The sequence below is a fragment of the Simiaoa sunii genome, assembly GCF_014337175.1.
GTDB lineage: Bacteria > Bacillota > Clostridia > Lachnospirales > Lachnospiraceae > Acetatifactor > Acetatifactor intestinalis.
In genome coordinates, this window is record NZ_CP060633.1 from 2,007,484 (window position 1) to 2,021,837 (window position 14,354).

The window sequence follows — 14,354 nt, forward strand, 5'->3', positions numbered from 1 at the left end:
AGTGTTCCTAGCCTTTGACACCGCCCTGGTAGGTAATTCCGTCTACCAGATATTCTTCTCCGTAGAGAAATACCAGAAGACTGGGTACCATGTAGATTGTAGCCACGGCGAATGCCAGTCCGATCTCTCCGGAATTGATCTTGCTCAAGAACACGGACAGGGGATGCATCTCCGCATCGGATAACAGGATCAGAGGCTGTTCCACCATATTCCAGTAATCGATAAATACAAGGATGGCTGCGGAACACAGCGCCCCTTTGCACAACGGCATACAGATCAGCCGATAAATCTGCCACTCTCCGGCACCGTCGATCTGTGCCGCTTCCATGACTCCCACAGGAATTCTCTTCATGAACTTCGTCAGCAGATAGACTGCAAAGGGTGAAAAGATCCCGGGCAGCCAGATGGCCCAGTACGTATTTAATATATTCAGCTTTTCCGCCACCAGATAATTGGGTACCAGCGTTACCTGATACGGCATCAGCATCAATATCACATAGGAGAAAAATACCAATGACCTCAGCTTCCCCGAGTACCTGGCGAATCCATAAGACGCCAGCGATGCCACGATCAGCTGAAACAGTACGATCGGCCCCACCAGGATCACGGAATTCCAGAATTTCAGCAGATATTCCGGGCTTTTCAAAAGTACCGTAGTATACTGGCTGAAGGATACGATATCCGGAATAAATTTCAAATTCACTTTTTCGGAAATATAGACCTTGCCGCCCTTATCATTCGTGGCAAATACCGAACCATAGTTCGCTGATATCTCCGAAGATGACATGAAAGAGTTGGTGATCGTCAGAACGATCGGCATCAGGAACAGTATGGCAAAAAAGGCTGCGATCACTGTTGCTATGCTGATGCGCATATTCTCATATATCTTCTTTCTCTTCTTGAACCGGATCGCCCTTCTAAGCTCCGGTGGAACAGGTTTTTTCATCTTCTGCTCCATCAGCCTTCCACATCCTTTCCGAAATGATTTTCCACTGCGAACAGAAGTCCGATGATCACGACCATGACGAGAGACATCAATATTGCTGCTGCAGACAGCGTCTGATAATCCAGACTCTTGAACTTATTGTTCATGAAGTGCTGCAGCATATAGATGGAATCGTAAGGATAATCCGTTGTCAGCAGATAGATCTCACGGAAGATCTTAAAAGAGCTGATCAGGGACATGATCGTCACAAATAAAAAGGTGGAAGACAAATACCGGATCTTAATGTAGAAAAAGGTCTGTAACGATGTGGCGTTTTCCAGTCTCGCCACCTCCAGAAGATCCCTGGGTATGCTGGCAAGTGCTGCCATAAACAGGATCATATTATATCCCAGATTCTTCCATAGGAATAAGATCACTATTACAATAATGGAGTAGCCAGACTTCAGCCAGTCGATCTTCTCCACACCGAATACTCCCAACAGATCATTGACCGCACCATTATAATGGAACAATACCTGCCAGATCAGTACAATGGATGCCACCGGCACCATCATGGGACTTAAGAAAAAGGTACGGAACTGACTCCGGAAAGGAAGCTTTGCTTCCAGTACCACTGCCAGAAGAAGGGACAAAACCACGGCCAGTGGCACCGCAATTGCAGAAAATACCACTGTATTATGCACTGCCGTACGGAATGCCGCGTTTTTTATTACACTTACAAAGTTGTCTAAAAATACAAAATTCATGCTGATAGGGTTATCCACCAGCGAGTAAAATATCACAACCAGAAAAGGAAGAAAAAAGAAAGCAAGTACCCCAAGAAAGCTTGGGGCTATAAAAAGCCCCGAGCTTCTCTTCAGTTTTCGCATTCTCTTATCTAATTTGTGATGCTGCTTCCGCTTCTGATCCACCTGCTGCCTGCTCACAATAATCAAGCCTTTCCTTATCTGTTTTCATTTACATAGACCTGTACACGGCTCTGAATGACATTCGCCACATCCGATACAGATTTCTGACCTTTGAAAAATGCTTCTGCTTCCTCCGTGATGATATTGGTGATTTCATCATTACCGGTTGCGCTGGAAGGCTCAGCCACGCTGATCAGATCTTTAAGGATATCGATCTCTTCCTCGGTAGGAGTGTGATAGGTGTACTCCCAGTCTCCGTAACTGATGCCGGAAGTACCGTTCTCCGGAATCGGATTCCCGTTCTCATCCAGGATCTGCTCACCGTTTTCATCTGTCATATATGTCACATTCAGCGCCTTCTCCACCATATCATCCAGTGCAGACTTTCTGGCGGGAAGTCCATAGGAATATAAATCATCAAACGGCTGATTCAGGTAATTCTCAATAAATGCCCATGCGCCGTCCTTGTTGGAGGATTTAGCGGTAATCGCATACAGCTCACTGGCCTGCATATAAGTACCGCTGCCACCGCCGGAGGTAGGATATCCGATATAGGTTACCGGCTCACCGAACATAGCTTCCTCCTCCTGAATACTGTTCAGCTGATAGATGCCTGTCATATTCAACAGTACTTCACCGGACTGGATCTTCGCCGGTGTAGATCTGTCGTCATTCTGCCAGTCATACTCTTCGGGGAAGGTATTGACAAATTCCAGTACCTTCTGGAAATCTTCCGAATCAAAGCTGCACTTTCCCGTCTCCCAGTCAATATAACTGTCCAGATCATAAGCTAACAGTGTGTACAGCATACCGCTCTTGGTCATGCCCTCAAACAGGGAAGCACCTTCATGCTGGCCTGCATAGGCTATAATATCGTCAATGGTCCAGCCCTTCTTATCGCCTACTTCGGAGGTCTTACCGACGATTGTGTTTAAGGTGAAGCTCTTCGGAATTCCCACCAGTTTTCCGTCAAAGGTATAACTGTCTACAATATTTTCAAAGAAATCGTCCTTGCTTAATACACTGCTCTTCTCCAGATAGGGTGTCATATCCTCAAATACACCCTTGGAAGCCAGTTCCTTGACATCCAGGTTGGACAGATCCAGGATATCCGGGCACCCGGCTCCGGAAGTAATATCATTGTTCATGGCTGTAATGCCATCCGCCCAGGAAGTTTCGGTCCAGTTATTATCATCGATATATGTTTTAATATTGACATGATATTCATTACTCTGCTTGTTGAAGGCTACGGCTGCTGCCTGAAGGCTCTGGGAGGTATACAGAGTTCCGATCGTGATCTGGGACTTCTGTGCCACCTCACTGGCCTTGGTTTTGGTCAGCTTCACCAGGTCAGTTTCCCCTGTGTTCCAGTCATTGACCACTGCCAAGATCTTACCGTCTGCGGTGGCTGCGGCATAGGTGACATAACTGCCGTTAATATCACTGTCCAGCCAGTTCAATATTTCGGTAGTCTTCTGGTCTGCGAGACTATAATCATACAGGGCAGTATCCGTATTCACCAGGAGATCATTTTCTATTCCGGCACATAACGCTCCGTTACCGTTCGTGTTCGGGAAGTTATCGTACGTCTGTCCCAATGCTTTGCCGTCAAAGTCGATCTGCGATAGCTTCACATTGCCGGATTGATCGTAATAAGCCAGGTATACCTTGCCGTCTTTTGCTTTTCCCATGCCCTGGATCCACTGGCTGTCCGTCTGCACAGCTCCCTGAAATTGTCCGTCACTGCCAAACAGCCGGATCAATGAATCAGAGCTGATATAAAATCTGCCCTGATCGTCCAGGCACATGCTGCCCACATAAGAATTATTCTCATCCTGCTGCATGATGTCCGTGATATCCTGTGCCATCAGCTCCGTACCGGATGCATCGTACTTGTGCAATACCGTTGTCTGCTGTGTATAAGCGTCATCACCTTCGGTGGCATTCCACTCAAATTCCGCAGTATAAATATTACCTTCTGCGTCTGCCTGCATGGAATAGATTCCACCGCCGTCCGCATTAATGGTGATCGGCAGGTCCTCCCTGGAACCGTCTGTCAGCGAATAAGCTCCAATCACGACCTTGCTCTCACCGGAAGCTTCATCCCATTGGTAATTTGTATAATACAGCTTATCCCCCTGTACTGTCATGTTACTGTAGCTGGAATTCGTATTATCGTCCAGCTCCAGATATTCGGGAACATATACATATTCCTTCTGTTCTGTCTGTCCCCCCGGATTCGATCCATCCTGCTTACCGCAGGCTGCAAGTGACATTGCCATAACGGATGCCAGTGCGATCGCGGTTGCTTTTCTGCCCCTTAAATTTTTTCTCATATATTTCTCTCCTCTTAATTACGTTTATTGTGGTCTGTAATCTTAAAGATTCGCCCTAATAGCAAGTTCTACGGAACCTTCCATATTGCTTACTTATTTATGCATATTATACCCTATTTCCATAGTAAAAGCATCTTAAGAATTTATGAACTTAGATTACGATTTGTATAAAAAAAGGGAACTATTCAGAATAGTTACAAAAAAGTATAGGCCCAGAGGACCTATACCATCTTATGCATTTCGGTTTTTCTTCTGTGATGCCGGTACAGGCTTCCCAGTCTGTTGTAGAACCAGAAGGATTGTACCAGAATATTATTGGCTTTTCCGATCTTCTCTTTGGTAGTACCCCGGTAATAAGATCCTCCGCATTTGATCCCTTCTCCCAGCTTCACCGCCCGGATCAGATCGGATTCACAGTGGATCTGATCCGGAATGTCTGTATACGCCATACCGATACAGTCCGTTTTGTGAGCATCGCTTCCACCGAAGGTCGGCAGTGCGTACATTTCCGCCAGTACCTTGGCGCAATGGTTGCTCTCTACACTCTCACAGGCATTGAAGCCTTCCAGAAAATCAAACTGATTCATCACCGCCATCTGATTCCGCTTCTTCAGGGTATTGGTGAAGCTTAAATATTTCTCTCCGCAGGGATGTGCCGGTCCTAATATTCCGCCGTTCTTATGCACGATATCGATCAGAATCTGTACCGGTAACCCCCGAAGCTCCAGAATTTTCAGCTTAACATTCTCAGGCATGATCACCAGGATATGTCCGGCATCAATGGTATCGTATTCAATTCCCTTCAGCACTACAAAATCTTTATATTTTTGATCCTTGATGTTTCGTTTCCACGCGCGGTAACCATTATATGAATTATGATCACTGACCAACATACCGTCAAAACCCTTGCGGATCAATTCCGCAATAAAATCGTCAATAGGAACCTTTCCATCCATAGATCCTTCTTTTGTATGACAATGCATATCAAATTTCATCTGTTTTGTTCCTTCTTTCTCTTGTGGCTTACGTCTTTGGCCCATGCCAAGTATAACAGATTCCCTCATAGCATACAACGCTTTTGCGAAAAATAAAACAGGCACCGGATATATTCCACCCAATGCCTGTCTGTAACTTTCCTGCATGTTTTATTTGATATTCTATTTTACCACACGTACACGGAAGACACCGTCAATCTTCTGCAAAGCCTCTACCAGATCCTGCGTTGCCGCACTTTCAATATCCAGCATGGTATATGCCACTTCACCGCGGGATTTGTTGGTCATATCGGAAATATTGATATTCTTCTCACCGATCACTGCAGTAAACTGATTCAGCATATTGGTAATATTTTTATGGAAAATGGCAATTCTTCCGGCCTGGCTGCATACGCCCATGTCACAGGCAGGATAATTTACGCTGTTACGGATATTGCCGTTCTCCAGGTAATCCATCATCTCTTCCACAGCCATCTTCGCACAGTTATCCTCGGATTCCTCGGTGCTTGCGCCCAGATGAGGGATCACGATACAGCCGGGCTGTCCTGCTGTCGTAGGATTCGGGAAATCAGACACATAACGGGCTACCTTGCCACTCTGTAAAGCCTCCAGGACATCTGCCTCATTTGCCAGAAGATCTCTTGCAAAGTTCAACAGGACCACGCCATCTTTCATTTTGCTGATGGCTTCCTTGTTGATCATACCCTTTGTAGAATCCAGAAGCGGTACATGTATCGTAATGTAATCACAGTCTGCATAAATTTCTTCCACATTCATCACATGCTTGACAGAACGGCTTAAGTTCCAAGCAGCATTGACGGATACGTAAGGATCATAGCCATAGACTTCCATACCAAGGCTTACTGCTGTATTGGCCACCTTGACGCCGATAGCACCCAGACCGATGACACCTAACTTTTTGCCCATTACTTCCGTACCGGCGAATTTCTTCTTTTCTTTTTCTGCGGCTTTGGCAATGTCAGCGTTGTCTTTGGATGCCTTGACCCATTCGATACCGCCTACCACATCACGGGCAGCTAACAGCATGCCTGCGATCACCAGTTCCTTCACGCCATTGGCGTTGGCACCGGGAGTATTAAATACTACGATACCCTTTTTGGCACATTTATCCAGAGGAATGTTGTTGACTCCGGCACCGGCTCTCGCTACTGCCAGCAGGTTTTCCGGCAGATCCATCTCATGCATGGAAGCACTGCGGACCAGAACGCCCTCTGCGTCATTCATATTATCGGTTACTTTATAGTCTGCTGTCAGACGATCCAGTCCCACTTTGGAAATGGGATTCAGGCAATTGATCTGAAACATTTTTCTCCCCCTTAAGCGTTCTCCGCTTCAAACTTCTTCATAAACTCTACCAGCTTCTCCACACCCTCGATGGGCATTGCATTGTAGATACTTGCTCTCATGCCGCCTACGGTTCTGTGACCCTTCAGGTTCTCGAAACCGGCTTCTTTTGCTTCTTTTACGAACTTGGCATCCAGCTCCTCATTTCCGGTAATGAACGGAACATTCATCAGGGATCTGTCTTCCTTGCGGACGGTACCCTTGAACAGCTTGCTTTCATCCAGATAGTCATACAGGATCTTCGCCTTTTTCTCATTGCGCTCCTTCATTGCTTCCAGACCGCCCATCTTCTTCAGCCATTTAAATACCTTGCCGCAGATATAGATGCCGTATGCGGGAGGCGTATTGTACAGAGAATCCGCATCTGCATGGATCTTATAACGAAGCATGGTCGGTGTACCGGGAAGTACATCTTCGGTGATCAGATCCTCACGGATAATTACGATAACCACACCAGCAGGTCCGATATTTTTCTGTACGCCGCCATAGATCACACCGTATTTTGTCACATCTACCGGCTCGGATAAAAAGCAGCTGGATACATCTGCAACCAGGGGCTTACCCTTGGTATTGGGCAGGGTCTTGAATTTCGTACCGTAAATAGTATTATTCTCGCATATGTACACGTAATCTGCATCCTCGCTGATGGGCAGATCGGAGCAATCGGGAATATAAGAGAAAGTCTTATCCTCGGAAGAAGCGATCTTATTTGCCTTACCGTACAGGGAAGCCTCCTGGTATGCCTTCTTCGCCCACTGACCGGTTACGATGTAGTCTGCCACACGGTTCTTCATCAGGTTCATGGGGATCATGGCAAACTGCTGGCTCGCACCACCCTGTAAAAACAGTACCTTATAGTTGTCCGGGATATTCATCAGCTCTCTGAGATCAGCTTCCGCTTCCTTAATGATCGTATCATAGGCTTTAGATCGATGGCTCATCTCCATTACGGACATGCCGGTTCCTCTATAATCCAGCATTTCATCGGCTGCTTCCTGTAATACCTCCTCAGGGAGTACTGCAGGGCCTGCGGAAAAGTTATACACTCTTGCCATTTTCAAAGACCTCCTCGATATTTTCTAAATTTTTTATAAAAAGCATAGGTATAGAATAAGCTTTTCATTTGCTTTAGTCAACTACATTGTTAAATTATTTTCAATTTGTTCGTCTATCAAGGACAATTTGTCTGAAAATGTCTGTGCCATTAATAAAACATTACGACAGGGGTGCCGATCTGCACGCAATCAAACAATTCTTCCATTTTGTCCTTTGGTGTATTGATACAGCCGTGGGAACCGGCAGTCTGATAGATGTCCCCGCCGAATTCTTTGCGCCATCCGGCGTCATGAATACCGATACCGCCCTTCACAGGCATCCAGAATTTCACAGGAGATGCATACCCCGGTCCCCGTAAGACACGATTTTTCTGCTTATTATAGACAAAATTGACGCCTTCCGGTGTTCCCATGCGCCGCCGCATATTGCCTGTCACAATCTCCGTCTCCAGCTTCAATACACCTTTTTCGTAATAGTACATTTTCTGTTCTGTCATATCCACTTCGATATAGGTGTCACCAATATCATTTTTCCCATAGCAGAAGGCTTCTCTCTCATAACTAGGTATATGTGACTGCGGCGTGCCTGTATGTACACCGGGATCCAGCAGATGCTCCAGCAGGTAGGCAGTCTCCTTTTTCCGGTCCATCTTGCTGCCATAGGTTCCGCCATCGATGGTGATCACATCCCCACGGGTACTGTGAAACTGTCTGGTTCGTCCATAGCCGTCATATTCTTCCGCCAGGCTCTGCACATACGCCGTCACAGCCTCCTCGTCCAGTACAAAGCTTCCCTTCTCATCCTGCACCGGCAGTCCGTTCTCCGCTGTCAGAAAAAAAGCACAGTCTGCTGCTGTCACCGGATGTCTCTCTTCGCCAAAGCAGTAGACAATATCGCAGGTCTGAAATCTCTCGATCTCTTTCCACAGATTCCGCAGGGCTTTTTGACTCTCATCCGGTGTTATCTCATAGTAACATCCGCTCTCCTGCAGATTCAGTGTTTCCTGCCCATTCTCCACGATTTGTTTTAACGCCAAAAAAGCCTTCTCCAGATCGATACGGTCGCTCAGTCCGTCCGTGAAGACATAGGCACCCTCCGCATCCCTGGTAAGGCTGTAATCTTTTATTCTCTTCTGTTCCGTCTGTACGAAATCCAGGGCGTTGTAGGCTCTGCGAAGCGCCTCCTCATCCACAGTCACCGCAGGTGCCAGGGTCCGCCTGGAATGAAACAGAACATTGTCCACCCACAGATAAGGATTCTGTTCCTGTCTGTATGCTTCCAGTGCGCTGCTAAAGTCCGCGTGATAATCCACATCAGCGAGAGTGATCGTGTATTTCTCTCCCGCTTTATCCACGATGACAACATCCGGAGCTTCTGTATGTGACAAAAGCTCCGAATTCACTTCTTCCACCGTTTTCCCGGTACAGTATACTCCGTTGATCCAGGTATTCAGAGAAAAACCTTCCCTGTAGTATAATGCCAGTACAAAATATACTGTCAGCAGAAACAGCAGTAATATCAGCACCGCAAAAAGTAATCTCTTCGTCGTCTTATTCATCAGGACTGCCTTTTCAAATCATCTCCGTCAAATACTTCGCTGATGGGGGCTCCTGCCGGAACCATGGGGAATACCTTATCATCCTCCGGGATCATGCACTCGATCATTACCGGTGCCTTCAGGGCAATGGCCTTCTCGATAGCGGGTGCCACTTCTTCCTTTTTGGTCACGCGGATGGCGGTACAGCCCAGTCCTTCTGCCACCTTGCAGAAATCCACCTTATCCTTCAGTACTGTCTGGGAATAGCGTTTCCCATAGAACAGTGTCTGCCACTGTCTTACCATGCCCAGCACCTGGTTGTTGATGACCACCTGGATGATGGGAATGTTGTAACGGCTGGCAGTAGCCAGTTCGTTCATGTTCATGCGGAAGCATCCGTCGCCTGCAATGTTGATGCAGACCTTATCCGGCTGTCCGATCTGCGCACCGATGCAGGCTCCCAGACCGTAACCCATGGTACCTAATCCTCCGGAAGACAGGAAGGTACGGGGCTTCGTATAATGATAATACTGTGCCGCCCACATCTGATGCTGTCCCACGTCTGTGGTGATGATGGCTTCTCCGTTCGTTACACGGTCAATCTCCTGCATGATATAAGGGCAGGACAGATTTTCGTCATCGTATTTCAGGGGATATTTTTCCTTCAGCTCCGTTATATGTGCCATCCACTCCGGATGTTCCTGTTTGGACAGACAGGCATTTAATTCTGTCAGAGTCTTCTTCAGATCTCCTACCAGAGAAGCGTCCACGCGAATATTCTTATTGATCTCCGCAGCATCCACATCCAGCTGGATGATCCTTGCATTCTCCGCGAACTTCTTCGGGTTACCGGTCACACGGTCGGAGAATCTGGCTCCCAGTGCCACCAACAGATCACATTCGCTGACTCCAAGGTTCGAAGTCTTGGTACCATGCATGCCGATCATGCCGGTATAGCGCTCACTTTTTCCATCAAAGGCTCCCTTACCCATCAGAGTATCACATACCGGTGCATCGATCAGCTCTGCAAATTCTGCCACCTCAGCACTAGCCTCGGAAATGATGGCTCCGCCACCCAGATAGATGTACGGTTTTTTCGCCTTGTGGATCATCTCTGCTACCAGCATCAATTCTTCCCTGGTGTAACGGGTCACTCTCTCCTCCGGCTGAATCGTCATGGGCGTGTACTCACAGGCAGCTGCCGTCACATCCTTCGTAATATCGATCAGGACAGGGCCGGGTCTTCCGCTTCTGGCGATATGGAATGCCTTGCGGATGGTATCAGCCAGGATCTCCACATTTTTCACAATATAACCATGCTTCGTAATGGGCATGGTCACGCCGGCGATATCCACCTCCTGGAAGCTGTCCTTACCGAGTAAAGGCAAGGTAACGTTGGCGGTGATCGCTACCATCGGTACAGAATCCATGTAAGCCGTAGCGATACCGGTGACCAGATTCGTGGCGCCGGGACCGCTGGTAGCCATGCAGACACCTACTTTTCCCGTAGCTCTCGCATAGCCGTCCGCCGCATGTGCCGCTCCCTGTTCATGCGAAGTCAGAATATGTTTGATCTCCCCACTGTGCTTATATAGTGCGTCATAAATATTAAGGATTGCTCCGCCGGGGTAACCGAATACGGTATCTACCCCCTGCTCCTTCAGACATTCTACCAGAATTTCCGATCCCGTTAACTGCATTTCAAAATCCCTCCGGTTATTTTAATGATTGCTTAATTCTTCTGAGAAGGTGCTTCCAGTACCGCACCGCGGTTGCCGCTGGTCACCAGTTCATGATATCTTGCCAGGTAGCCGGTCGTGATCTTAGGCTCTCTGGGCTGCCATTTTGCTCTTCTGGCTGCCAGTTCTTCGTCGGAGACAAGTACATCCAGTTTGTTCTCCGGAATGTTGATGCGGATGATATCGCCCTCTTCTACCAGTGCGATCGGGCCACCCACTGCTGCCTCCGGAGACACATGTCCAATGGATGCACCACGGGAAGCTCCGGAGAAACGTCCGTCGGTGATCAGTGCCACGCTGGAGCCAAGTCCCATGCCTGCAATGGCAGAGGTGGGATTCAGCATCTCTCTCATGCCGGGACCGCCCTTAGGTCCTTCATAGCGGATCACTACTACATCGCCTGCGACGATTTTACCGGACTTGATAGCATCAATCGCATCTTCTTCACAATCAAATACTCTGGCAGGGCCTTCGTGCACCAGCATCTCCGGTGCCACAGCAGATCTCTTGACCACGCCGCTGTCCGGTGCCAGGTTGCCCTTCAATACGGCAATACCGCCGGTCTGGGAATAGGGGTTCTCCACAGGACGGATAACTTCCGGATTCTTGTTGACACAATTCTTGATATTCTCTCCTACGGTCGTACCGTTGGCAGTCAGGCAGTCGAGGTTCAAAAGTCCCTTTTTGGACAGTTCATTCATTACCGCATAGACACCGCCTGCTTCGTTCAGGTCTTCCATATAAGTAGGACCGGCAGGTGCAAGATGACACAGATTCGGAGTCTTGGCAGAGATCTCGTTGGCGATCTCCAGGTTCAGTTCCACACCTGCTTCTCTTGCGATAGCGGGCAGATGCAGCATGGTATTGGTAGAGCATCCCAGTGCCATATCCACAGTCAGGGCATTTCTGAAGGCTTCCGGAGTCATGATGTCTCTGGGACGGATATTTTTCTCTACCAGTTCCATGATCTTCATGCCGGCATGCTTTGCCAGACGGATACGCTCGGAATATACGGCGGGAATCGTACCGTTGCCGCGAAGTCCCATACCAATGGCTTCGGTCAGACAGTTCATGGAGTTCGCTGTATACATACCGGAACAGGAGCCGCAGGTAGGACATACCTTTTCCTCGAACTCAGCCAGTTCATCCATAGTCATGGTACCGGCTGCCACACTTCCCACTGCCTCGAACATAGAGGATAAGCTTCTCTTCTGTCCGTGTACATGTCCGGCTAACATGGGACCGCCGGATACAAAGATAGTAGGGATATTCACTCTGGCTGCCGCCATCAAAAGTCCGGGAACATTCTTGTCACAGTTGGGAATACATACCAGACCGTCAAATCCGTGTGCCATAGCCATGCACTCGGTGCTGTCGGCGATCAGATCTCTGGTCACCAGGGAATACTTCATTCCCACATGTCCCATGGCAATACCGTCACATACAGCGATGGCGGGGAATACTACCGGCATACCACCTGCCATGGCTACGCCCATTTTTACAGCTTCTGTGATCTTATCCAGATTCATGTGTCCGGGTACGATCTCATTGAAGGAGCTGACGATACCGATCATGGGGCGTCTTCTCTCTTCTTCGGTAAATCCCAGGGCATTGAACAGACTTCTGTGAGGTGCCTGGGCAGTTCCTGTCTTAACGGAATCACTTCTCATAATTATATCTCTCTTTCTCTTCCTTATTTTTCTATACCGGATAAATGTGCTTCCGGGGCAAATGGCATCAGATTCTCTCTGCCAAAAGGTCGCCCATCTCGGTACATCCTACCCGCGTGCAGCCCTCAGACATGATATCACCGGTGCGGAAGCCGTCCTGCAATACTTTCTTCACCGCTGCCTCGATAGCATCTGCTTCTTCGTCCAGATCAAAGCTGTAACGAAGCATCATAGCCGCGCTTAATACAGTGGCGATAGGGTTTGCAATATCTTTACCGGCAATATCCGGAGCGGATCCGTGGCTGGGCTCGTAGAGGCCGAACTTTGTATCATTCAAACTGGCACTGGCTAACATTCCGATGGAACCGGTCACCATACTTGCCTCATCAGAGAGGATATCTCCGAACATATTCTCTGTCAGGATCACATCAAACTGTGCGGGATCCTTCACCAACTGCATGGCACAGTTGTCTACCAGCATATGTTCCAGTGTCACATCGGGATAGTCCTTTGCTACCTCCTCCACAACCTTTCTCCACAGTCTGGAAGAATCCAATACGTTAGCCTTATCCACGCTGGTTACCTTTTTCCTGCGCTTTCTGGCAATATCAAAGCCTTTGATGGCGATCCTGCGTATCTCGTTCTCATCATAGGTCAGGGTATCGATAGCTTTTCTCACGCCGTTCTCTTCGATGGTCCTGCGTTCACCGAAATAAAGTCCGCCGGTCAATTCTCTCATGATCAGCATATCAAATCCCGCTTTGCTGATCTCCTCCTTCAGCGGACACGCCGCTGCCAGCTCATCATAGAGTACTGCCGGTCTTAAATTAGCAAACAGATTCAACGCCTTGCGCATTGCCAGAAGTCCTGCTTCCGGGCGCTTCTCGGGAGGTAATTTGTACCAGGGGGAAGTGGTGGTATTACCACCAATGGATCCCATCAGCACCGCATCTGCCGCTTTGGCATCCGCAATAGCTTCCTCTGTCAGAGGGACTCCATGGACATCAATGGAAGCTCCACCCATTAAAATATCCTTATAGATCATTTTATGACCATATTTATGCGCAACTTTGTCTAAAACTTTTTTCGTCTCCCTGACGATCTCCGGTCCGATGCCGTCACCGGGAATACAGGTAATATGTAACTCCATAGTGTTATTTTCCTCGTTTCCTGTGATATTTCCTGTATTTTAACGTAAAATACTTATTTCATAATAACTGATACTATATGAAATTTCAACATTGAAAATTAACATAAATGCAATTATGCACATTAAAATAGATCAAATTATCAAGTGTGTCATACACGTAAAAAGGAGCAATACCTTATCCCGGCATTGCTCCTTTTTCACTGCTTCTTAGTTCTCTCCAGCCTTCTCAACCTTGCTGATGGCAGATTTCTCCATAGGAATACGGCAGTTTTTGTTATTACCGAACTCTACGATAACGGTATCATCAGTAATATCAATAATGATACCATAGAAACCGGAAGTGGTCAGAACGCAGTCACCTGTCTCTAAGTTGGACAGCATTGCAGCTACTCTCTTCTGTTCCTTCTTCTGCGGTCTCATAAAGAAAAACCACATTGCACCGATCAATACTGCATATACAAGAAGCATAACGATCATGCTGGTTCCGGAACCTGCTGCAGCAGCCTCTGACTCAGTTAATAAAATACCCATTTGTTCCTCCATTCCGGCGTGTTACGCCTGTAAAACTTTCTGTACAAGTAAGTATGATACACAAAAATAGCTTAAGGGGCAAGTCTTTTTGCATAAAATTGTATGAAATAACTCTAAACTC

General features: G+C 47.6%; 11 protein-coding genes. All 11 read right to left on the reverse strand.

The window, feature by feature from the left end; genetic code table 11:
* Positions 1 to 7: 7 nt before the first annotated feature.
* A complete protein-coding gene (locus tag H9Q77_RS09265; protein WP_330595896.1) occupies positions 8 to 958 on the reverse strand; it encodes a carbohydrate ABC transporter permease in 951 nt (316 codons plus the stop codon).
* Positions 958 to 1,872, reverse strand: coding sequence for a carbohydrate ABC transporter permease (locus tag H9Q77_RS09270; protein ID WP_249325303.1), 915 nt, complete (start codon positions 1,870 to 1,872; stop codon positions 958 to 960). Before H9Q77_RS09270 ends, H9Q77_RS09265 begins: the two co-directional genes overlap by 1 nt.
* 17 nt (positions 1,873 to 1,889) lie before the next feature.
* Positions 1,890 to 4,190 carry an ABC transporter substrate-binding protein gene (locus tag H9Q77_RS09275; RefSeq protein WP_249325305.1) on the reverse strand — a complete coding sequence of 767 codons (2,301 nt, stop codon included), beginning with the start codon at positions 4,188 to 4,190 and terminating at the stop codon, positions 1,890 to 1,892.
* A 221-nt stretch (positions 4,191 to 4,411) separates the two neighbouring features.
* Positions 4,412 to 5,185, reverse strand: coding sequence for a PHP domain-containing protein (locus H9Q77_RS09280; protein ID WP_249325307.1), 774 nt, complete (start codon positions 5,183 to 5,185; stop codon positions 4,412 to 4,414).
* 162 nt (positions 5,186 to 5,347) lie between these two features.
* Complete coding sequence (locus tag H9Q77_RS09285; RefSeq protein WP_249325309.1) at positions 5,348 to 6,511, reverse strand: phosphoglycerate dehydrogenase; 1,164 nt, start codon at positions 6,509 to 6,511, stop codon at positions 5,348 to 5,350.
* An 11-nt stretch (positions 6,512 to 6,522) separates the two neighbouring features.
* Complete coding sequence (gene serC, locus H9Q77_RS09290; protein ID WP_022153863.1) at positions 6,523 to 7,605, reverse strand: 3-phosphoserine/phosphohydroxythreonine transaminase; 1,083 nt, start codon at positions 7,603 to 7,605, stop codon at positions 6,523 to 6,525.
* A 149-nt stretch (positions 7,606 to 7,754) separates the two neighbouring features.
* Positions 7,755 to 9,164 (reverse strand): L,D-transpeptidase family protein, encoded by a 1,410-nt coding sequence (locus H9Q77_RS09295; protein WP_249325311.1) that lies wholly within the window; start codon positions 9,162 to 9,164, stop codon positions 7,755 to 7,757.
* Positions 9,164 to 10,843, reverse strand: a complete 1,680-nt coding sequence (gene ilvB, locus H9Q77_RS09300) for a biosynthetic-type acetolactate synthase large subunit (protein ID WP_118550214.1) — start codon at positions 10,841 to 10,843, stop codon at positions 9,164 to 9,166. The genes H9Q77_RS09295 and ilvB overlap by 1 nt, the downstream gene beginning before the upstream one ends.
* 32 nt (positions 10,844 to 10,875) lie before the next feature.
* The gene (gene ilvD / locus H9Q77_RS09305) at positions 10,876 to 12,552 is read right to left on the reverse strand and encodes a dihydroxy-acid dehydratase (RefSeq protein WP_118692035.1); all 1,677 of its coding nucleotides are present in this window, start codon (positions 12,550 to 12,552) and stop codon (positions 10,876 to 10,878) included.
* 67 nt (positions 12,553 to 12,619) lie between these two features.
* On the reverse strand, positions 12,620 to 13,702 hold the full coding sequence (gene leuB / locus H9Q77_RS09310) for a 3-isopropylmalate dehydrogenase (protein ID WP_022153844.1): 1,083 nt from the start codon (positions 13,700 to 13,702) through the stop codon (positions 12,620 to 12,622).
* A gap of 207 nt (positions 13,703 to 13,909) precedes the next feature.
* Positions 13,910 to 14,233 (reverse strand): preprotein translocase subunit YajC, encoded by a 324-nt coding sequence (gene yajC / locus H9Q77_RS09315; RefSeq protein WP_118550211.1) that lies wholly within the window; start codon positions 14,231 to 14,233, stop codon positions 13,910 to 13,912.
* Positions 14,234 to 14,354: the final 121 nt, after the last annotated feature.

Bases quoted from the DNA above. Each gene is read 5' to 3' on its own strand.
- H9Q77_RS09265 (WP_330595896.1), bottom strand. From the start codon at position 958: ATGGAGCAGAAGATGAAAAAACCTGTTCCACCGGAGCTTAGAAGGGCG.
- H9Q77_RS09275 (WP_249325305.1), bottom strand. From the start codon at position 4,190: ATGAGAAAAAATTTAAGGGGCAGAAAAGCAACCGCGATCGCACTGGCA.
- H9Q77_RS09280 (WP_249325307.1), bottom strand. From the start codon at position 5,185: ATGAAATTTGATATGCATTGTCATACAAAAGAAGGATCTATGGATGGA.
- H9Q77_RS09285 (WP_249325309.1), bottom strand. From the start codon at position 6,511: ATGTTTCAGATCAATTGCCTGAATCCCATTTCCAAAGTGGGACTGGAT.
- serC (WP_022153863.1), bottom strand. From the start codon at position 7,605: ATGGCAAGAGTGTATAACTTTTCCGCAGGCCCTGCAGTACTCCCTGAG.
- H9Q77_RS09295 (WP_249325311.1), bottom strand. From the start codon at position 9,164: ATGAATAAGACGACGAAGAGATTACTTTTTGCGGTGCTGATATTACTG.
- ilvB (WP_118550214.1), bottom strand. From the start codon at position 10,843: ATGCAGTTAACGGGATCGGAAATTCTGGTAGAATGTCTGAAGGAGCAG.
- ilvD (WP_118692035.1), bottom strand. From the start codon at position 12,552: ATGAGAAGTGATTCCGTTAAGACAGGAACTGCCCAGGCACCTCACAGA.
- leuB (WP_022153844.1), bottom strand. From the start codon at position 13,702: ATGGAGTTACATATTACCTGTATTCCCGGTGACGGCATCGGACCGGAG.
- yajC (WP_118550211.1), bottom strand. From the start codon at position 14,233: ATGGGTATTTTATTAACTGAGTCAGAGGCTGCTGCAGCAGGTTCCGGA.